This is a genomic window from Methylobacterium sp. Leaf85 (assembly GCF_001422125.1).
GTDB classification, from domain to species: Bacteria; Pseudomonadota; Alphaproteobacteria; order Rhizobiales; family Beijerinckiaceae; genus Methylobacterium; species Methylobacterium bullatum.
In genome coordinates, this window is sequence record NZ_LMME01000016.1 from 1 (window position 1) to 19,123 (window position 19,123).

17 protein-coding genes, 1 pseudogene and 1 riboswitch are annotated in these 19,123 nt (G+C 67.8%); of the genes and pseudogenes, 14 read left to right on the top strand and 4 right to left on the bottom strand.

The window, feature by feature from the left end; genetic code table 11:
* From ASF08_RS24730 to ASF08_RS11360, 6 genes and pseudogenes are all read left to right on the top strand, one after another.
* A pseudogene (locus tag ASF08_RS24730) lies at positions 1-90 on the top strand (IS5/IS1182 family transposase); the annotation flags it as partial.
* Positions 91-630: 540 nt separating this feature from the next.
* A complete protein-coding gene (locus ASF08_RS11340) occupies positions 631-939 on the top strand; it encodes a DUF1244 domain-containing protein (RefSeq protein ID WP_056145141.1) in 309 nt (102 codons plus the stop codon).
* An 82-nt stretch (positions 940-1,021) separates the two neighbouring features.
* Positions 1,022-1,288: a DUF2312 domain-containing protein gene (locus tag ASF08_RS11345; protein WP_018044356.1), complete on the top strand. Its 267-nt coding sequence runs from the start codon at positions 1,022-1,024 to the stop codon at positions 1,286-1,288.
* 58 nt (positions 1,289-1,346) lie between these two features.
* On the top strand, positions 1,347-2,093 hold the full coding sequence (locus ASF08_RS11350; RefSeq protein WP_056145144.1) for a response regulator transcription factor: 747 nt from the start codon (positions 1,347-1,349) through the stop codon (positions 2,091-2,093).
* A 41-nt stretch (positions 2,094-2,134) separates the two neighbouring features.
* Complete coding sequence (locus ASF08_RS11355; protein ID WP_244474511.1) at positions 2,135-3,412, top strand: ATP-binding protein; 1,278 nt, start codon at positions 2,135-2,137, stop codon at positions 3,410-3,412.
* 234 nt (positions 3,413-3,646) lie between these two features.
* Positions 3,647-3,901, top strand: coding sequence for a hypothetical protein (locus ASF08_RS11360; RefSeq protein WP_018044353.1), 255 nt, complete (start codon positions 3,647-3,649; stop codon positions 3,899-3,901).
* A gap of 37 nt (positions 3,902-3,938) precedes the next feature.
* On the opposite strand, the gene ASF08_RS11365 is transcribed toward ASF08_RS11360, so the two are convergent.
* The 4 genes from ASF08_RS11365 to ASF08_RS11380 form a co-directional block, all read right to left on the bottom strand.
* Entirely contained in the window at positions 3,939-5,279 is a 1,341-nt protein-coding gene (locus tag ASF08_RS11365; protein ID WP_192215907.1) for a voltage-gated chloride channel family protein, read from the bottom strand.
* Between the two features lie 24 nt (positions 5,280-5,303).
* Positions 5,304-5,457: riboswitch (Fluoride riboswitch) on the bottom strand.
* A gap of 110 nt (positions 5,458-5,567) precedes the next feature.
* On the bottom strand, positions 5,568-7,121 hold the full coding sequence (locus tag ASF08_RS11370; protein ID WP_082473163.1) for a DUF882 domain-containing protein: 1,554 nt from the start codon (positions 7,119-7,121) through the stop codon (positions 5,568-5,570).
* Positions 7,122-7,344: 223 nt separating this feature from the next.
* Positions 7,345-9,426 (bottom strand): L,D-transpeptidase family protein, encoded by a 2,082-nt coding sequence (locus tag ASF08_RS11375; protein WP_056145150.1) that lies wholly within the window; start codon positions 9,424-9,426, stop codon positions 7,345-7,347.
* Between the two features lie 180 nt (positions 9,427-9,606).
* Entirely contained in the window at positions 9,607-11,100 is a 1,494-nt protein-coding gene (locus ASF08_RS11380; protein ID WP_056145153.1) for a sigma-54-dependent transcriptional regulator, read from the bottom strand.
* A 341-nt stretch (positions 11,101-11,441) separates the two neighbouring features.
* Here ASF08_RS11380 and ASF08_RS11385 point away from each other — a divergent pair, with 341 nt between their 5' ends.
* The 8 genes from ASF08_RS11385 (at position 11,442) to ASF08_RS11420 (ending at position 18,987) form a co-directional block, all read left to right on the top strand.
* Positions 11,442-13,283 carry a M3 family oligoendopeptidase gene (locus ASF08_RS11385; RefSeq protein ID WP_056145223.1) on the top strand — a complete coding sequence of 614 codons (1,842 nt, stop codon included), beginning with the start codon at positions 11,442-11,444 and terminating at the stop codon, positions 13,281-13,283.
* Between the two features lie 60 nt (positions 13,284-13,343).
* Entirely contained in the window at positions 13,344-13,568 is a 225-nt protein-coding gene (locus ASF08_RS11390) for an AbrB/MazE/SpoVT family DNA-binding domain-containing protein (protein ID WP_056145156.1), read from the top strand.
* A complete protein-coding gene (locus ASF08_RS11395; protein ID WP_056145157.1) occupies positions 13,565-13,951 on the top strand; it encodes a type II toxin-antitoxin system death-on-curing family toxin in 387 nt (128 codons plus the stop codon). The genes ASF08_RS11390 and ASF08_RS11395 overlap by 4 nt, the downstream gene beginning before the upstream one ends.
* Before the next feature lie 107 nt (positions 13,952-14,058).
* Positions 14,059-15,423 carry an ABC1 kinase family protein gene (locus tag ASF08_RS11400; protein ID WP_056145227.1) on the top strand — a complete coding sequence of 455 codons (1,365 nt, stop codon included), beginning with the start codon at positions 14,059-14,061 and terminating at the stop codon, positions 15,421-15,423.
* 170 nt (positions 15,424-15,593) lie between these two features.
* On the top strand, positions 15,594-15,887 hold the full coding sequence (locus tag ASF08_RS11405) for an aa3-type cytochrome c oxidase subunit IV (RefSeq protein ID WP_018044344.1): 294 nt from the start codon (positions 15,594-15,596) through the stop codon (positions 15,885-15,887).
* A 94-nt stretch (positions 15,888-15,981) separates the two neighbouring features.
* Positions 15,982-17,124 (top strand): Re/Si-specific NAD(P)(+) transhydrogenase subunit alpha, encoded by a 1,143-nt coding sequence (locus tag ASF08_RS11410; protein WP_056145162.1) that lies wholly within the window; start codon positions 15,982-15,984, stop codon positions 17,122-17,124.
* 17 nt (positions 17,125-17,141) lie between these two features.
* The gene (locus ASF08_RS11415; protein ID WP_056145165.1) at positions 17,142-17,582 is read left to right on the top strand and encodes a proton-translocating transhydrogenase family protein; all 441 of its coding nucleotides are present in this window, start codon (positions 17,142-17,144) and stop codon (positions 17,580-17,582) included.
* Positions 17,583-17,586: 4 nt separating this feature from the next.
* On the top strand, positions 17,587-18,987 hold the full coding sequence (locus ASF08_RS11420) for an NAD(P)(+) transhydrogenase (Re/Si-specific) subunit beta (RefSeq protein WP_056145168.1): 1,401 nt from the start codon (positions 17,587-17,589) through the stop codon (positions 18,985-18,987).
* The last annotated feature ends 136 nt before the right edge of the window (positions 18,988-19,123 follow it).

Consider the following 19,123-nt stretch of genomic DNA (forward strand, 5'->3'; position numbering starts at 1 on the left):
CGCTACGAGCGACGCAGCGACATCTACGAGGCCTTCACGAGCCTCGCGGCCAGCCTCATCACCCTCAACCAGATCAAACGGTTCTGTTAGGCGCTCTTATAGGCTGTCGTGGCTGACGCCGCGGTGCCAGCGACAGTTCCGCCGCGCCGGCCCGTTGACACCCATGCAGGATCAACCGCGCCCCGCACCAATTTTGAATGGCCTTCCGCACGGAGCGACGGTCGGCCCCTCCGGTTTCGCAACCGTTCTGACAGTTCCCGTAACTCCTCATCCCGATCGACCACCGGAGCCGAGACCCGGACGGCAAGATCCCCAAGGGACGCTGCAGGCTCAGCGGAATATGAACCCACCCGAAGAGCTACGGACATTAGTCCTGGCGCTGGACAGGCCGTTGGCCGCTCGGGAACGAGGTGACTACTTAGGGGGCCGCGTTATTCGCGATCCCAAGCGAAGTGTCCGGCGCCTCCCGCATGAACCCGCATTTCCGCGGGAGGTCATGCGCGCGCAGGAGCGCCGGGATCGCCATGCCCCCGAAAGCCATGCGCCCGAAAACGGGACCGCGCGGGAGCGATGGTATATCCTCGCGCGAAAGCGGTGACTGGCCGCGAGCCCGAGGATGAGGAAACAGCCATGACCGAGATCGACACCGCCACCCGGACGGAATTGGAAGCCGCGGTGTTCCGCCGCCTCGTGGCGCATCTGCAGACGCGCAGCGACGTCCAGAACATCGACCTCATGAACATGGCCGGCTTCTGCCGGAACTGTCTGTCGAACTGGATGAAGGACGCCGCCGACGAGCGCGGCCTCGGCCTCACCAAGGACGAGACCCGCGAGCGCGTCTACGGAATGCCCTATGAGGAATGGAAGCGGCTGAACCAGGCCGAGGCCACGTCCGAGCAGCAGGCGGCCTTCTCGAAGGCCCAAGCCGAGCCGCACTAAGCTTCCGGTAAGCGTGATCGCTTAACCAGCCTCCTCCGGCGCATCCCACCCGATGCGCGTCAGATCAGGAATTGAGACGCTCATGGCCGCTTCCGCCGCACCCGCCGTCGATGCCTCCTCGGTTGCCGCCGACCAGCTCAAGAGCTTCATCGAGCGCATCGAACGCCTGGAGGAGGAGAAGGCCGGCCTCGCCGGCGACATCAAGGACGTCTATGCCGAGGCCAAGGGCACCGGCTTCGACGTGAAGGCCCTGCGCAAGATCATCTCCCTGCGCAAGAAGGACCATGCCGAGCGCCAGGAGGAAGAGGCGATCCTAGAGCTCTACATGCAGGCCCTCGGCATGGTGTAGGCCGACATCGCGGCGTGCCGGCCCATCCTTTCGCGCATCGGGCAGGGCGATAGCGACGATGCCTCAGCTCCTCGACACGCCCTCGCTTGCCGGCACGGCACACATCCTCCTCGTGGAGGATGACGACGGCATGCGGATGCTCGTCACCCGCCTGCTGCGGGAAAACGGCTACCGCGTCACCGGTTGCCGCAACGGCGGGGAGATGTGGCGGCTCCTGCCGGAGGGCGGCATCGATCTCGTCCTCCTCGACGTGATGCTGCCCGGCGCCTCCGGCATCGATCTCCTGCGGAGCCTGCGCGCGAAGAGCACGGTTCCGGTCATCATGGTCAGCGCCCGCAACGAGGAGGCGGATCGCGTGCTCGGCCTCGAATTCGGGGCGGACGATTATGTGGCCAAGCCGTTCGGACGGCCGGAACTGCTCGCCCGGATCCGCGCGGTTCTCCGGCGCTCCGCCATCGCCGCGACCGCGCCGGATGCGTCCCGCAGCGAGAGCGTAGCCTTCGACGGCTGGCGTCTCGACCTGCGCAGCCGCTCGCTCCGCGACCCCGAGGGCGCGGGCGTCGACCTGTCCGGGGCGGAATACGACCTGCTCCTGGTGTTCCTCGACCATCCGAACCGCGTCCTCGGCCGCGAGCGGATCCTGGAACTGTCCCGCGCCCGCCTCGGCTCACCCTCGGACCGCAGCGTCGACACCCTGGTGAGCCGACTTCGGCGAAAGCTGGAGCCGCCGGACGGCCACACCGCGATCATCAAGACGGTCCGTGGCTCAGGATACATCTTCAGCGCGACGGTCGAACGGAGGTGAGGCGGCTGCTCGCCCTCGCACGAAGCCTCGAAGCGCGCACCATGGCCGTACTGCTCGTGGCCATCGTGGTCGTCCATGCCGGGGCATTGCTGCTCTATCGCCAATCGGCGGTCGCGGCCGCCGACGAGGCCTTCGCGCAGCAGCTCGCCACTCAGCTGGCTCTGGCGCGGGAAGGCCTGATCCGGCGGCCGGTGATGGAGCGCGACACGGAGGCGAGGGCACTGTCCTCGCCACATTTCGAGATCGGGTGGTCGAAGGCCCCTCCGATCCGCCCGCGGGAGCGTGACGATCCCATCCTCTGGTCGCTCAGGTCCCGCATCCTCGCCCTCCAGCCGAGCCTCGGCCCCGGGCTCGTCCTCGCCATGGGGGAAGGGGAGGATGCGCTGCACGCGCAGGATCTGAGCGGGGCGCTCTCGCTGCCCGATGGCGGCACGCTGACCTTCCGTTCCGCCCATGCTCCGAACCTCGCCCGCCTGGGGGCCTGGGCTTTCGTCTCGACGGCGGTGGCGATCCTCGTCGGCTTCGCCGCCGTGCTGCTGGTGCATCGGATCGCCAAGCCCTTGCGCAGCCTCACCCGCGCCACGGAAGCGATCGGCAACGGCCCCGTGGTCGCCGTGCCCGAGGCCGGCCCGGACGAAACGCGGGGAATCGCCCGCGCGCTCAATGCCATGCAGCACCGTATTCACGGACTGGTCTCCGAGCGGACTCAGTCACTCGCGGCCGTCTCCCACGATCTGCGCACGCCCATCGCCCGGCTGCGCCTGCGCATCGAGCGCTTGGCGGACACCAAGGAGGGACAGGCCATGTCCGGCGACCTCGACGAGATGCAGGCCATGATCGACTCGACGCTGGCTTATCTGCGCGGCGATACGGACCCGGAGCCACGCCGGATCACCAACGTGGCGAGTCTCGTGATGAGCGTCGCAAATGCCGCCGCCGATGCCGGCCGGCCCGTGACGTATGACGGGCCCGGCAGGGCACTGTCGGAGGTTCGACCCGTCGCCCTGCGGCGGGGCCTGGAGAACCTCGTCGACAATGCCGTGCGCTATGGCGAACGAGCCGCCATGATCCTGGAAGTCGGCGAGGACGCGGTCGTCCTGAGGATCGAGGATGACGGCCCCGGTATTGCGCCAGAGGAGGTGGAGAGCGCGTTCGCGCCGTTCACGCGCCTGGAGGCCTCGCGCAATCGCCATACCGGCGGTACCGGTCTGGGCCTCACCATCGCCCGGCGCGCGATCCAGGCCGAGGGCGGCAGTCTCACCCTGACCAATCGGGCCAAGGGCGGGTTGCGGGCCGAGCTGATCCTGCCGCGCGTGTAGGTCCAGGGCTCACCTGATACCAAGTCTCACTGACCCTGCCCCATAGGTCAGGGTCAGTGAGGTCCGGCGGACGACCGCCGCCGCGCCGTCGCGCGGGCAGACCTCGATGAGTCAGGCTCATTGAGGTCCGGTATGACACACTTCGTCACGAAGGCGGCGTGCGGGCGTCAAACGGCTTTTCCATCTCCTGGATCGACGCGGCGGAGCAGCCGCGCAACCACGGAGACACCGACCATGACACGCTTCGCACGCAGCCTCGCCGCCACCGGCATCCTCTTCGGCCTCGCGGTTCCGGCCTTGGCCATCGACGGGCACGGCAATGCCAGCAACCCCTCCGTCTCGGTCCCGAACACCGGGACCGTGTCGGGCGGCCCGGCCCATCGCGACGACCCGCGCGTTCAGGAATCCAAGGAGGTCGGACGTGACGGGAAGCCGCTACATTCCGACAAGGATGGCCACGCCCACGGCCACAGCCACGACAAGAAGTGACGATCGGGCGGGAGGTGCGTGGCCGCCTCCCGCCGCTTCAACGCCGGGTGCGCGCCTCGCGCAGGGTGGAGCCGGGCTCGACGGCGCCGCCCTTCGAGACGGCGATGCGCTGCGACAGGTAGATGCCGTGATGGCCCGAACAGGCATAGGCGGCAAAGCACGCGACCGCCATGGCGACGCCGTGCGTGGCCCCGAACAGCTCGATCCCCATCAGCGTGCAGGCGAGCGGCGTGTTGGCGGCGCCCGCGAAAACCGCCACGAAGCCCAGCGCCGCCATCAGGTCGAGGGGCGCCCCCATCACTCCGCCAAGGGCATTGCCGAGGGCGGCGCCGATGAAGAACAGCGGCGTCACCTCGCCGCCCTTGAAGCCCGAAGCCAGGGTGACGACGGTGAAAAGGATCTTCCAGGCCCAGGACCAGGGATGGACCTCCGGGCCGAAGAAGCTCGCGATGCTCAAGCCTCCCGCATTGGCCACGGTGACGCCGAGGCCGAGATAGTCACGGGTGCCGACCGCGTAGACGAGGCCGATCACCGCCAGGCCGCCGAGGACCGGGCGCAGGGGCGCGTAGGGAATCAGGCGCTTCAACCACCCGCCGAGGATGTGGTTGGCCTCGGCGAAGACGAGGGCCACGAGCCCGAAGGCGACACCCGCGACGGCGACTTTCGCCAGTAGAATCGGATCCAGGGCGATGGGGCCGGTCGCATCCGCCAGATAGGCGATGCGGAACAGCGAATGGTGGATGCCCCAGGCCTGGCAGGCCCAGTCGCCGATGACGGCCGCGAGCAGGCAGGGGATCAGAGCGGCATATTCCACCCGGCCGATGGCCAGGACTTCGAGGGCGAAGACGGCCCCGGCGATGGGGGTGCCGAACACCGCCCCGAACCCTGCCGCCACGCCCGCCATCAGCACGATGCGCGTGCCCGCCGGATCGAGCCTGGCCAGGCGCCCGATGGCGCTGGCGAGGCTGGCGCCGAGTTGCACCGCCGTGCCTTCCCGGCCGGCGGACCCGCCGAAGAGATGGGTCACGACGGTCCCGAGGACGATCAGCGGCGCCATGCGCAGGGGAACGCCGCCACCGGGCTCGTGGATCTGATCGACCACGAGGTTGTTGCCGCCCTCCACGCCGCGCCCGACGCGGTGGTAGAGCAGGCCGATGGCAAAGCCCCCCACAGGCAGCAGGAACAGCAGCCAGGGATGCGTGAACCGGGCGCTCGTGGCGACGTCCAGGCACCAGAGAAAGGCCGCGCAGAGGGAGCCCACCACGACCGCCATCGGCACGAGGATCACCGCCCAGCGGGCGAACGCGATCGCCCAGGCCACGCGGACCATCGTGGCGCGCTTCAGATCGGCGATCCGGTTCTTGAAGGAGACAGGCATGGTTCCACCGTCTTGCTGCATGGCAAAAGGGTAGGAATCATCAGCCCTTATGGCGGTTCGGCTGAGTGTCTCTCACCGAACTCCCGCTGCGCCGTCGCACTCCGAGGGAGAACCGACCGTGATCGGGAGTTGTGTGAGGCACTCTTCACGCCCGGCAGAATCCATTGCCGCAGACTTCGTGTCCCGTGGCGGGCAACGCGTCAAGCCTGTTCCGCCCTCTGCGCACCCCATCGCCGCCGCACGGGCGTCGGCCCCGACCCAAGTCGGAGGCCATCAGGTTAGCGAGGATCAGCGCCCGGCAGCCACCGCACGGGTGGACGAGCCGGTGAAGCGCGCGGCGGTGAGGTCGTCGCCTGGGCTACGTCCGGAGAAACGGCTGCGTACGCCGCTCTCCGCCTGGGCGACGAAGCCGGCCGGCGCGGCATCGGCGCGGGCGCGGGCCGGGGCGACGTGAACGGGAGAGGCGCGGCTGGCCGGCGCGGTCTCCGCGGCGGCCACCTCGAACAGGGCGCGCAGCTGCGTGCGTGCATCGGCATCGGCGGCGACGGGCCGGGCGAAACGGGTGGGCGCCGCGGTGACGGGCGGCGGCGCGGCCATCCCGGTGGGCGCGAGGCTCGCCACCTGAATGGCGGGACGCGGCGGCGGCAGGGGCATGGTGAGTGCGGCGGAGACGGCGGCGAATTCCGATGGCCGGCGCGGCGGCAGCGGCACGTCGATCAAACTCGCTTCCGCCTCGGCGGGGATCGCCGGCTTGGAGACGTCCCGAATCTCGGAGACGTCCTGGGTCAGGAGGCTCTGGGCATCGCGTCCGTCACGGCGCAGGAGAGCGCCCTTGAGGGCATCGGAGGCGGCCGGCGCGGCATAGGCAAGCGCCTCGCGGGTGCCCGACTGGTCGTCCGGATCGGCACTGGCCACCAGAACGGTGGGCTTTGCCCGGGCGCGGGCCGGAGCTTCGGGCGGCGGCGCGGGGGTCTTGGAGCCGCCACCGAAGAGGCTGGCGAAGAAGCCCTTGATGCTCGGGCCGTCATCCTCCTCCACCGTCGCGACCTGGGTCACACCGAGCACGGTGCCGCCCCGGGCGAGCACCTCCGCGCGGGCGAGTTCGTAGCCGGGCAGGGGACGGTTGTCGGCGGGCAGATGCACGGTCTTGCCGTCGGGAAACAGGCGCGCCAGCTGGTCGTGGCTCATGCGCGGCCATGAGCGGACGGAGCCGACGTCGAGATGGACGAAGGGCGAGCCGGCATGGGGATACCAGCCGACACCGCCGCGCTGCATCCGCATGCCGACCGCGCGGAGCTGGTCGATGGAGACATCCGGCAGGTAGAAATCCATCGCCTTGCCGAGCATGTGCTGGCTGAACTCGGCCACCGCACGCGACCGGCGGCGCAGCATGGCGTTGGTACCCGGCGACCGATAAGCCGAGACCACGGTGATCGGCTCCTGCGAGCCCACAGACCGATAGGCCTCCCACACCGTGTCGAACAGGCGGGGATCCATCTTGGTGGGCTCGTCCAAGCGCCAGTCGCGCAGCATCCAGTTGAGCTGCTCCAACGCCGCCCGGTCGTAGCGCCCGTCACGCTTGAACGTGATCGTGGCGCTCTCTTTCGTATGGGTATGGTAGATCGAGAGAGTGCGGGTATCGCCGTTGGCGACCGCATCCTGCGTCCCTCGCGTGCCCGCGCCGAGCGCCAGGGCGATGCCCGACGCCGCGACGATCGAACGGCGCAGGCGGCGATGGGAGAAGGCGTCGCGGAGATAGCCCCGAAGGCGAGAGATCGGCTGGGTGGATCGGTCGGCCGGCTGGGCCTCTTCACGCAGCGGAATGCCCACGATCGTCCTCACCTCTGCCAGACCACGCGTTGGCGCGTGGATCATGGTGAACGCAAGGTTACCGAAAACCGTAAACGAAAGGTTCTCGGATCCTCAGCCATTCGCCGGTCGACACAACGGCTAGGTTTGAACCGTGGCGAAATCGTGCCGGCCCGCCGCCCTGATTCAGCATCGACAAGAGCGGCGGCGCACATTCCTCGCCGCGTGACATTCGCGCAACGACACCGGCGGCGCGTTACCACCAGCCGCGGGAGACAGGGGCAGGGGCCGGTACCGGTCCCCACGGATCGACAGGGGCCGCTTCGGCGGATCTGGCCGCCGGTGCCCTGACCGCCCGCGCGGGATTGGCGCCGGACGGGGCGGGGTGCGATGCGGCGCGGCGAACCTCCGGCGAAGCCCCGGCCGCGCCCGGCGCCGACGTCGAAGGCCGCGCCGCGACCTTGGCCGGCGCTTTCACCGGCGCCTTGGCGACGAGCAGGTTGCCCGGAGCGAGACCGAGGGCGATCTTCATGCGCGCATCGTGACCGTAGAGATCCGAAAACGTGCGCAGGGATCCGCGCTCGTCCGCATCGAGGGTGAAATAGGCGAGATGCACCGGCAGCTTCTCGGGCAGGCGGATGGTGCGCTCGCCCTTGCCGATGAGCTTCTTCAACCGCTCGCTCGACCACGCTTCGGGAAGCACCGAGTCGGCGAAACGGAAGGGATCGTCCACGCGCACGCAGCCATGGCTCATCGCCCGCTGGGAGGCGGAGAACAGCGAACGGTTGGGTGTGTCGTGCAGGTAGACGGCATGGTTGTTGGGGAAGAGGAACTTGATGAACCCGAGCGCATTCCGCTCGCCCGGCGGCTGGCGCACCGAGATGTTGCCGTTGCGATAGACAACCTCGTAGCCGCGACGGGCAGCGTAGTTCGGGTCGCGGGCCAGGGCAGGCAGGAACTCGTTCTTGAGGATCGAGGGCGGCACGTTCCAGGACGGGTTGACGACGGCGTATTCCATCATCCCGGAGAAGACCGGCGTCGGCGTCTCGGCCTTGCCGACGATGACCCGGGTCTCGTCGCGCTGCGTGCCGTTGCGGACCACCCGCAGGCGGAATTCGGGGATGTTGACCAGGACGTAGTCACGACCGAGGTCGCTCGGCAGCCAGCGCCAGCGCTCCATGTTGACGAGGACGGTCGCCTCCTCGTCGCCGACGCGCGAGGATGACTCGGCCCGGCCCAGGGCGGCGACGGTCTGCGGCGTGAGCGTGCCGGTGATCGGCAGGCCGCGGCCGCGCTGGAACTTCGCCACGGCAGCGGACACGTTCGCATCGAACGTATCCGGCTCGCCGGAGGCGGCGTCGAGGGTGCCGGCGGTCCGGGTCGGCAGGCCGAAATGGCGGCGTAGCGCGGGGACGCGGGGATCGTTCATGCCGACCTTGAGCACCGGCCCGGCGGGAATTGCGACGGGCGATGCCGCCATGGGCGCGCTATGGAGATTGCGCAGGCTGGCGAGCCGCGCCTTCAGAGCGAGGTAGCCGGCCTGCGCCGGGTTGTAGCCCTGCAGCACGGTACCGGCTTGCGGCCCGGCGCTGGCGACGCGCGTCAGGACGGCGTCTGCGCCGGGGATGTCGAGGGTGGGCGTGATCAGGCGGGATATGGCGGACAGGTTGATGCGCGCCCCGCGTGCGTCCTTGGCGTAGAGCACGATGGCGGCCGAGAGTTTCAGCTCGATCTCGGCGGTCTGGGCCTCGGTCAGTCCCTGCGTGCCGATGACCGGCACCGGATAGGCCTGGACGTTGAGGCCGTCCTCGGCTGCGAGGGAAAGGCGGGACGCGGCGGCCTTGGCGGCGGGAGTGAAGGCGCCATCGACCACCCAGACCGGCTTGAAGGCACCGAGCCCGTAGAAGGCCTGCATCGCCTCCCGGTCCTTGGTGCTCAGCCGTGCGAGGAGAGGGGCCGGATCGGCGAGGCGGGCGGCGAGGGCCGCCCCCATCGGGTCGGTCGGCACCGGAGCGGCGGCCACGGCGCCAGCGGGTTCGGAGCCGGCCTCGGCGTTCGTGGTCTCCGCCTTGCCCGTCTCGGGTGGGCTCGCTGGCGTTTGGGCGGCCTCTCCCGCTGCGGCGGGTTTGGCCGGGTCGGGGGAGGGCGATACCGGCGCGGAGATCGCCCCGGTCGCCACCCTGTCGCCTTGCCCCTGCTCGGACGAGACCGATGGCGCGGCAGCGCTCTGCACCACGGATGGAGCCGGATCGAGCCGGGGTTCGGCCTTTACCGCGTAGCCGACACAACCCGCCATCAGGGCAGCCAGTGCGACGGAGGCGGAGCGCGAAGCGCCCATGATGAAACTCCCGGAACCGGCCGCAACGGCCGTGTTTGAGCTCAAAACAATCGCTGCTTGCGCCACCGCTTGCAACGGCGCGCGGGCAACAGTGGAAGCCTGGCGTGCGCCGGAGGCCGGAAACGCAGTGCCGTGACGCACATCCCAATTCAAAGGATGCGAAGGGATCGCCCCCGTGTCTCAGGCAGCGGCTTCGTCGCCCTTCTCGTCGCCGTCGAGACCGAGATCCTTCAGCTTGCGGTAGAGCGTCGAGCGGCCGATGCCGAGGCGCCTCGACACTTCGGACATGCGGCCCCGGTAATATTGCAGGGCGAAGCGGATGATCTCCGCCTCCAACTCGTCCATCGGTTTCATCTCGCCGGACTCCTCGGTGACGAGGGTCATGGCGTGGGGGTCGCGGACCTCCACGCGGACGATCTCGCGCACCGGCTCCGGAGTCCCGGCATGGACCATGGGCTGGACCGGGGCGGCCGGAATGCGCACGTCGAACCCTTCGACCTGGGCGGCGATCTGCGGGAACTCGGCCACGGTGAGCTCGTCGCTATCGGCGAGCACCACCGCGCGGAACAGGGCGTTTTCCAGCTGTCGGACATTGCCGGGCCAGCCGTAGCGGCTGAGCAGCGACATCGCCTCCGGCGTGATCGCGCGGACACGCTTGCCCTCCTCGGCGGCGAAGCGCGCACAGAACGAGCGCACCAGATCCGGGATATCCTCGCGGCGCGCCCGGAGGGGGGGCAGGGTCATCGGGAAGACGTTCAGGCGGTAGTACAGGTCCTCGCGGAAGCGGCCCTGCTTCACGAGGTCGAGGAGCGAGCGGTTCGTGGCCGAGATGAGGCGGATGTCGATTCGGACACTGCGCTTGGCGCCCACCGGATCGACTTCCCCCTCCTGCAGGGCGCGCAGGAGCTTCACCTGGGCATCGAGGGGGAGTTCGCCGATCTCGTCGAGGAACAGCGTACCGCCCGACGCCTCGACGAACTTGCCCACATGGCGCTCGGTGGCGCCGGTGAAGGCGCCCTTCTCGTGCCCGAACAGGGTCGATTCGACGAGGTTGTCGGGAATCGCGCCGCAATTGACCGTGACGAAGGCCTTGCCGCGCCGGTCGCCCGACCCCTGGATCGCGCGCGCCAGCACCTCCTTGCCGACACCGGATTCACCCTCGATCAACACCGGGATGTTGGACTTGGCCGAACGCTCGGCCAGCCGGATCACGCGCTCCATGTCGGGGCTACGCGAGGACAGGTCCTTGAAGGTGAGCGAGCCGGAGGCGCGCCGCCGCATGCGCCGGACCTCCTCCTCGAGCTGATCGACCTTGAGGGCGTTCTTGATCGAGACCTGGAGCCGTTCGGCACCGGCGGGCTTCACCACGAAATCGGTGGCGCCGGCCCGCATGGCGTTGACCACCGCATCGATGGAGCCGTTGGACGTCTGGACGATGACGGGGATGTCGAGACCCGACTGGCGCATCTGGGCCATGACCCCGAGACCGTCGAGGCCGCCGGGCATCACCAGATCGAGGAGCACGACGTCGATCGGTTCGCCCGAACGCAGCAGGGACAACCCATCCTCGCCACTCTCGGCGACCTTCACCTCAAAACCGAGGCGACGCACCATCGCTTCGGCGAGCCGGCGCTGGACGGGATCGTCGTCGACGATGAGGATCGTTGTCGACATGCGGGGAGCCTCGACCGTGTGCTGAGAAAGGCGATCGTCCCAGGGATATCGCCCTGCGAGTCGGCCACCGGTGTTTCGTTTCGATCCGTAGGGTGAGCGAAGAGCGTAAAGCTGCTCTTAACGACGATCCCACTTTCTTCCCTGATGGTCCACTCCCCGGCCGAGGCGGGGCGAACGAGGGACATGCCGGAGATTCGTTGCGGCCGAATGGGCCGAATCGGTTGATCACGGAGCCTCACCGCTCGATATCAGCGGAAACGGCGGGGAAACGCCGCTTCAGGATCAAAGACATCATGTCGAGTCGTGCCGTCGTCCATGCCAGCCTCTCAAGCGCCGCCCGGATGCCGGCCGGGCAACGATCGGAAGGAACGAACGTCGCGCGGGCGGCCGCTCTCGCCCTCGACCTCGGCTCGCTTCCCGAATGGGATCTGAGCGACCTCTATTCCGGGATCGATTCGCCGGACTTCCGCGCCGACCTGATCCGGGCGGAAGAGGAATGCAGCGCCTTCTCGGAGCGCTACGGCGGCGTCATCGCCGAGATCGCCGGCGGACCCGACGCGTCCGCTCGCCTCGCCGAGGCGGTGGCGGCCTATGAGGCGATCGAGGATCGGCTCGGCCGTCTGATGTCCTTCGCCGGCCTGGTCTACTCCGGCGACACCACGGACGAGCGGCGCCAGAAGTTCTACGGCGACACCCAGGAACGGCTGACCACGGCCTCCGGTCACCTGCTATTCTTCGCCCTGGAGATCAACCGGGTCGATGACGGCGTGATGGACGCCGCCATGGCGGATGGTCCCCTGGCGCATTACCGCCCCTGGATCGAGGATCTGCGCCGCGAGAAGCCGTATCAGCTCGACGACCGCACCGAGAAGCTGTTCCTCGAAAAGTCGGTCACCGGGCGCTCCGCCTGGAACCGGCTGTTCGACGGGACGATCGCGTCCCTGCGCTTCCCGCTGCAGGGCGAGATGCTCACCCTCGAACCGACGCTCAACAAGCTGCAGGACCCGGACGGGGCGGTCCGCAAGGAAGCGGCCGGAGCCCTGGGCGACGTATTCCGCACCAATCTGCGGACCTTCGCCCTCATCACCAACACCCTGGCCAAGGACAAGGAGATTTCCGACCGCTGGCGCGGCTTCAAGGACGTCGCCGACGACCGGCACCTCTCCAACCGGGTCGAGCCCGAGGTGGTGGCGGCCCTGGTGGACGCCGTCCAGGCCGCCTATCCGCGCCTGTCGCACCGCTACTACAAGCTGAAGGCCAAGTGGTTCGGGGTGGACGTCCTGCCCTATTGGGACCGCAACGCCCCGCTGCCGCGGGTCGAGCAGCGCACCATTCCCTGGGCGGAGGCGCGCGACATGGTGCTCGACGCCTACGGCGCGTTCTCGCCGCGCATGGCCGACATCGCCAAGACCTTCTTCGACCGCCGCTGGATCGATGCGCCGACGCGGCCGGGCAAGGCGCCGGGCGCCTTCGCCCATCCCACCGTGCCCTCTGCACATCCCTATGTGCTGGTGAACTACCAGGGCAAGCCGCGGGACGTCATGACCCTGGCGCACGAACTCGGCCACGGGGTGCATCAGGTCCTCGCCTCACATAACGGTGCGCTGATGGCGCCGACGCCCCTGACGCTGGCCGAGACCGCGAGCGTGTTCGGCGAGATGCTCACGTTCCGGCGCCTGCTCGCCGCCACCACCGATACGGTTCAGCGACGGGCGATGCTGGCCGCCAAGGTCGAGGACATGATCAACACGGTGGTGCGCCAGATCGCGTTCTACCTGTTCGAGCGGAAGGTCCACCTCGCTCGGGCCGAGGGCGAGCTCACCGCCGAGCAGATCAACGGGCTCTGGATGTCGGTGCAGGCGGAGAGCTTCGGCCCGGCGATCTCGCTGGATGCCGGCTACGAGCCGTTCTGGGCCTATATCCCGCACTTCATCCACTCGCCGTTCTACGTCTACGCCTATGCGTTCGGCGACTGCCTCGTGAACTCGCTCTACGGCGTCTATGCCAATGCCGAAGAGGGTTTCGTGGACCGCTACTTCGCCCTGCTCTCGGCCGGCGGGGCCAAGCCCTACGGCGAGCTCCTCGCTCCCTTCGGCCTCAATGCCAGCGACCCTGCCTTCTGGCAGATCGGCCTCAACATGATCGAGGGGATGATCGTCGAACTGGAGGCGATGGAGGGGTAACGCTCCTTTGCGCCGGCGGCCTTTCGTTGTACACAACGTACAACGAAAGGCCCGACCGTCATGAAGCTCGAAGTCAAGAAGATCGGCAATTCCACCGGGCTCATCCTGCCGCGGGAACTCATCACCAAACTGAATCTGCAACAGGGTCAGTGGCTTCACGTCACCGAAATGCCCGACGGCGGAGTGCGCCTGACCCCCTACGATCCTGATTTCGACAAGGCGATGGCGCTCGTCGACGACATCATGGAAGAATACAAGGATACTTTGCGGGCGCTCGCGCAATGACCGAGCCCCGTTGGCTGACGGCCGAAGAGATCAAGGTTGCCCATGAACGCCAACTCGTCCGGTTTGGGGGCCCACCTGGACTTCGAGACGAGAATGCCCTCGAGTCGGCTCTGGGAAGGTCTGTGAACCGCTGGCGATATGAGGACGGCGACCTCGCTTCACTGGCGGCGGCGTATGCCTTCGGTCTTGCGCGGAATGATGCATTCATCGACGGCAACAAGCGGATCGCCTTCGTGGCGATGACGCTGTTCCTACGTCTCAACAACATTGCTTTTCTACCGGATCAGGCCGAGGCGACCCGGATGATCCTCGGCCTCGCCGCGAGCGAGATCGACGAGGATGGCCTCACGCGCTGGATCCGCGACAACTGGCCGGCGGCGTAACCTCTTCCGCGACCTCAGTTCCGCGACCCATGGGCTCATGGCCCTGGCACCCTCGGGGGAGGAGCCTATCTCGTGGTGACACCCCTTCGTCGCGCAGAATGGACCCGATGGCCGATCACGACAACGAAGCCAACCGCTTCTCGGCGCGCGCCAGCCGCTATGCCCGTGTCGGCGCCAATGTCGGGGGTGTCGCCGCGCGAATGGCCGGCGCCAAGCTGTTCGGAAAGGGAGAGACCCCCACCAACGCGGCAGCTCTGGCCCAGGCGCTCGGGGGGCTGAAGGGCCCGATCATGAAGGTGGCGCAGCTCCTCGCCACCGTGCCGGATCTGCTGCCGCCGGAATACGCCACCGAGCTTCAGAAACTCCAGGCCGACGCACCGCCGATGGGTGCGGCCTTCGTCAAGCGCCGGATGATGGCCGAACTCGGCCCCGACTGGCAGAAGCGGTTCGCCTCCTTCGACCTCAAGCCCGCCGCCGCCGCATCCCTCGGCCAGGTTCACCGGGCCACCGGCCTCGACGGGACGCCCTTCGCCTGCAAGCTCCAATATCCCGACATGCAATCGGCCGTGGAGGCCGACCTGAAGCAGCTCGAAATCGCCTTCGCCCTGCACCGTCGCCTCAGCTCCTGGCTCGACACCCGCGAGATCGCCAAGGAGATCGGCGCCCGCGTGCGCGAGGAGCTGGACTACGAGCGCGAGGCCAAGCACGCCGCCCTCTACGGGGCCGTGCTTCAGGACATCGCCGAGGTGAGGGTGCCCGCCATCCACACCGACCTCTCCACCAAGCGCCTCCTCACCCTCGGCTGGCTCGAAGGCGACAGGATCCTCAGCTTTTCCGATCAGCCCCTCGAGATCCGCAATCGTCTGGCGCGGGCGATGTTCAAGGCCTGGTGGCACCCGTTCAGTCGAGCGGCCGTGATCCACGGCGATCCGCATCTCGGCAACTACACGGTCTTCTCCGAGGACGGCGAGGCGCGCGGGATCAACCTGCTCGATTACGGCTGTGTCCGCATCTTCCACCCCCGCTTCGTCGGCGGCGTGGTCGATCTCTATCGCGGCCTGTTGGAGAACGACCACGCCCGGATCGTCCACGCCTACGAGGTGTGGGGATTCAAGAACCTCAACAAGGAGCTGATCGAGATCCTCAACATCTGGGCCCGATTCATCTACGGCCCGATCCTCGAGGATCGCACGAGAACGGTGGCGGATGGCGTCAAGCCCGGCGAGTACGGCCGGCGCCAGGCCTTCGAGGTGCATCAGGCCCTCAAGCAGCGCGGACCCGTGACCGTGCCGCAGGAATTCGTCTTCATGGACCGCGCCGCCGTGGGGCTCGGCGCGGTGTTCCTGCACCTGCGCTCGGAGCTGAACTACCACCGCCTGTTCGAGGCCGAAATCGAGCGCTTCTCCCTCGAGACCCTGACCGAACGGCAGGGCGCGGCTCTGGCAGCGGCGGGACTTCCATCTCCCGAGTAATCGCCAAGATTAACTGCCTGCGCATGACAAGCGGGGATCGACTGTCATTCTCCGGGATAAAACCGGCTTTCCATATTTTCGCGAGTCGGTATCTCGATTGCGGGTGACAGAGGCATGCGCTAAATCCGCTTGGAACCAATCAAGATGATACCCAAGGGGACGACGACAAGATGGCCGATGCGAAGACCGTGACCGGCGTACGTTACAGCCCGGCGATGGACGAAAAGACCCATGAACAGACCTACCGTGGGTTTGTCCGGTTCGTGGAAATCGGCACCTTCGTGGTGATCTGCTGGGTGCTCGCGTTGGCCGTGGGTGGCATTCGAGAGGCTTGGCTCACGGCCATCTTCGGCGTCCTGCTGTCGGGCGTGGCGGGCACGGTGGGCGCGCTGTCGCCTGTCGTCGGTTGGAAAGCTCCCGCTGCGGTCGCCGTTCTTCTACTTCTGTACCTCTTCTTCGCGTGACGTAGCCACGGACCGCTGGTATACCAGGGGTCCGGGCTCTATATTCCTGCTAAGCTACGGCGATCGAGAACGATCGCCGAGGGGGATCTCCTGAATGCGCATCGCTGTATTGACAGAGTCGGACCCCGCCGAGCCGCGGGTCGCGGCGGTGCCCGAGACGATCAAGAAATTCAAAGGCCTCGGGGCCGACGTGACGATCCAGTCCGGGGCCGGCCTGAAGGCCGGTGTTCCCGATGCGGATTACGAGGCGGCGGGCGCCACCATCGCCGCCACGGCGGCGGAGGCCGCAACGGATGCCGACCTCGTCCTCAAGGTTCGCCGTCCCAACGAGGACGAACTGAAGCTCTTGAAGACCGGCGCGACCGTCGTCGCCATCATGGATCCCTACGGTAACGAGACCGCGCTGAAGGCCATGGCCGATGCGGGGATCAGCGCCTTCTCCATGGAGCTGATGCCTCGCATCACCCGCGCTCAGGTCATGGACGTGCTCTCCTCGCAGGCCAACCTCGCCGGCTATCGCGCCGTGATCGACGCCGCCGCAGAGTATGGCCGCGCCATGCCGATGATGATGACGGCCGCCGGCACCGTGCCTGCCGCCCGCGTCTTCGTGATGGGCGTCGGCGTCGCCGGCCTCCAGGCCATCGCCACCGCCCGCCGCATGGGCGCGGTGGTGACCGCCACCGACGTGCGGCCCGCCACCAAGGAACAGGTCGAATCCCTCGGCGCCAAGTTCGTGGCAGTAGAGGACGACGAGTTCAAGCAGGCCGAGACGTCCGGCGGCTATGCCAAGGAAATGTCGGCGGAATACCAGAAGAAACAGGCCGATCTGGTGGCGACGCATATCGCCAAGCAGGACATCGTCATCACCACGGCGCTCATCCCCGGCCGCCCCGCTCCGAAGCTCGTCTCGGAGACGATGGTCGCCTCGATGAAGCCCGGCTCGGTGCTCATCGACCTCGCCGTCGAGCGCGGCGGCAACGTCGCCGGTGCCAAGGCCGGCGAGATCGTCACCACCGACAACGGGGTCAAGATCGTCGGCCACGTCAATGTCGCCGGCCGCCTCGCGGCAACCGCGTCGAGCCTCTACGCCCGCAACCTGTTCGCCTTCGTCGAGACCCTGATCGACAAGGAGTCCAAGGCCCTCGCCGTCAAGTGGGACGACGAGCTGGTGAAGGCGACGAACCTCACGCGGGACGGACAGGTGGTCCACCCGTCCTTCCAGTCCACAGCAGCCTGATCGCGACGGAGAGACAGATGGCAACCCTTCCTCCCGAACAGGCCGCCGAACAGGCGCGCGCCGCCGCCGCTACCGCCCGTACCGCCGCCGATCAGGCGCAGAGCCTCGCCGACAGCCTCGGTCAGGGCATCAGCCACGGAATCGCCGCCGCCACCCACGGCGCGGTCGACCCCACCGTCTTCCAGCTCGCGATCTTCGTGCTCGCGATCTTCGTCGGGTACTACGTGGTGTGGTCGGTGACCCCGGCGCTCCACACCCCCTTGATGTCCGTCACCAACGCGATCTCGTCCGTCATCATCGTCGGCGCACTCCTCGCAGCCGGCGTCCCGCTGATCGAGAAGGGCACCGGCTGGGCGCGCTTCTTCGGCTTCGTCGGCATCGTCCTCGCCAGCGTCAACATCTTCGGCGGCTTCCTCGTTACCCAGCGCATGCTCGGCATGTACAAGAAGAAGGCCTGAGACGATGTCCCAGAACGTCTCCGCCCTCCTCTATATCGTCTCCGGCGTCCTGTTCATCATGGCGCTGCGGGGGCTCTCGCATCCGACCACGTCGCGGCAGGGCAACCTGTACGGCATGATCGGCATGGGACTCGCCGTCCTCACCACTCTGGTCGGCCATCCTCCGGCTGGGTTCGGCGCCTGGATCATCGTCCTCCTCGGCCTCGGCATCGGCGGTGGCGCGGGTGCGGTCATCGCCAAGCGGGTGCCGATGACGGCCATGCCGCAGCTCGTGGCCGCCTTCCACTCCCTCGTCGGCCTCGCCGCCGTGGCGGGTGCGGCGGGTACGCTCTACGCCCCGCAGGCGGTCGGCATCCTCGAGAACGGCCATATCCATAAGGAATCGCTGTTCGAGATGGCGCTCGGCGTCGCCATCGGCGCCATCACCTTCACCGGCTCGGTCATCGCCTTCGCCAAGCTCGACGGACGCATGTCCGGCAAGCCGATCATGCTGCCGCAGCGGCACGCGATCAACATCGCTCTCGGCATCGCCCTCATCGGTCTGATCGCCGTGTTCATCGGCACCGAGAGCAAGGCCATCTTCTGGCTGATCGTGGTGCTGTCCTTCGTGCTCGGCGGGCTGCTGATCATCCCGATCGGCGGCGCGGACATGCCCGTCGTCGTGTCGATGCTCAACTCCTATTCGGGTTGGGCGGCGGCCGGCATCGGCTTCACACTGGGCAACCTCGCGCTCATCATGACCGGCGCCCTCGTCGGCTCCTCGGGCGCGATCCTGTCCTACATCATGTGCAAGGCGATGAACCGCTCGTTCATCTCCGTGATCCTCGGTGGCTTCGGCGGCGATGCAGCCGCAGCCGGTGCGGGTGGCGCTGTCGAGACGCGCCCCGTGAAGCAGGGATCGGCCGACGACGCCGCCTACATCCTGAAGAACGCCGAGCGCGTCATCATCGTGCCCGGTTACGGCATGGCGGTGGCGCAGGCCCAGCACTCGCTCCGTGAGATGGTGGATATGCTCAAGAAGGAAGGCGTCGACGTGAAATACGCCATCCATCCCGTCGCCGGCCGCATGCCGGGGCACATGAACGTGCTGCTCGCCGAGGCCAACGTACCCTACGACGAGGTGCACGAGCTCGAGGACATCAACGGCGACTTCCCGCAGGCGGACGTTGCCTTCGTGATCGGCGCCAACGACGTCACCAACCCGGCCGCCAAGACCGACAAGACCTCGCCGATCTACGGCATGCCGATCCTTGACGTGGAGAAGGCCAAGACGGTCCTCTTCATCAAGCGCGGCATGGGCTCCGGCTATGCCGGTGTCGAGAACGAGGTGTTCTTCCGCGACAACACGATGATGCTGTTCGGCGACGCCAAGAAGGTCGTGGACTCGATCGTCAAGAACCTCTGAGCGGCGCGGGGCGGCACTCCGCCCCGTCAGTCTCGACTGCGGAGGGTCGGCGCCATGCGCCGGCCCTTTTCGCGTCTTGGTAGCAGCTGGTTCCGGTATCGCCCCACGCGTCACCTCGAAGCGAGCAGCGCAGTAG

What these genes read in the sequence shown, in the direction of transcription:
- ASF08_RS11340 (WP_056145141.1), top strand. Translation starts at nt 631, where the DNA reads ATGACCGAGATCGACACCGCCACCCGGACGGAATTGGAAGCCGCGGTG.
- ASF08_RS11345 (WP_018044356.1), top strand. Translation starts at nt 1,022, where the DNA reads ATGGCCGCTTCCGCCGCACCCGCCGTCGATGCCTCCTCGGTTGCCGCC.
- ASF08_RS11350 (WP_056145144.1), top strand. Translation starts at nt 1,347, where the DNA reads ATGCCTCAGCTCCTCGACACGCCCTCGCTTGCCGGCACGGCACACATC.
- ASF08_RS11355 (WP_244474511.1), top strand. Translation starts at nt 2,135, where the DNA reads ATGGCCGTACTGCTCGTGGCCATCGTGGTCGTCCATGCCGGGGCATTG.
- ASF08_RS11360 (WP_018044353.1), top strand. Translation starts at nt 3,647, where the DNA reads ATGACACGCTTCGCACGCAGCCTCGCCGCCACCGGCATCCTCTTCGGC.
- ASF08_RS11365 (WP_192215907.1), bottom strand. Translation starts at nt 5,279, where the DNA reads ATGCCTGTCTCCTTCAAGAACCGGATCGCCGATCTGAAGCGCGCCACG.
- ASF08_RS11375 (WP_056145150.1), bottom strand. Translation starts at nt 9,426, where the DNA reads ATGGGCGCTTCGCGCTCCGCCTCCGTCGCACTGGCTGCCCTGATGGCG.
- ASF08_RS11380 (WP_056145153.1), bottom strand. Translation starts at nt 11,100, where the DNA reads ATGTCGACAACGATCCTCATCGTCGACGACGATCCCGTCCAGCGCCGG.
- ASF08_RS11385 (WP_056145223.1), top strand. Translation starts at nt 11,442, where the DNA reads ATGCCGGCCGGGCAACGATCGGAAGGAACGAACGTCGCGCGGGCGGCC.
- ASF08_RS11390 (WP_056145156.1), top strand. Translation starts at nt 13,344, where the DNA reads ATGAAGCTCGAAGTCAAGAAGATCGGCAATTCCACCGGGCTCATCCTG.
- ASF08_RS11395 (WP_056145157.1), top strand. Translation starts at nt 13,565, where the DNA reads ATGACCGAGCCCCGTTGGCTGACGGCCGAAGAGATCAAGGTTGCCCAT.
- ASF08_RS11400 (WP_056145227.1), top strand. Translation starts at nt 14,059, where the DNA reads ATGGCCGATCACGACAACGAAGCCAACCGCTTCTCGGCGCGCGCCAGC.
- ASF08_RS11405 (WP_018044344.1), top strand. Translation starts at nt 15,594, where the DNA reads ATGGCCGATGCGAAGACCGTGACCGGCGTACGTTACAGCCCGGCGATG.
- ASF08_RS11410 (WP_056145162.1), top strand. Translation starts at nt 15,982, where the DNA reads ATGCGCATCGCTGTATTGACAGAGTCGGACCCCGCCGAGCCGCGGGTC.
- ASF08_RS11415 (WP_056145165.1), top strand. Translation starts at nt 17,142, where the DNA reads ATGGCAACCCTTCCTCCCGAACAGGCCGCCGAACAGGCGCGCGCCGCC.
- ASF08_RS11420 (WP_056145168.1), top strand. Translation starts at nt 17,587, where the DNA reads ATGTCCCAGAACGTCTCCGCCCTCCTCTATATCGTCTCCGGCGTCCTG.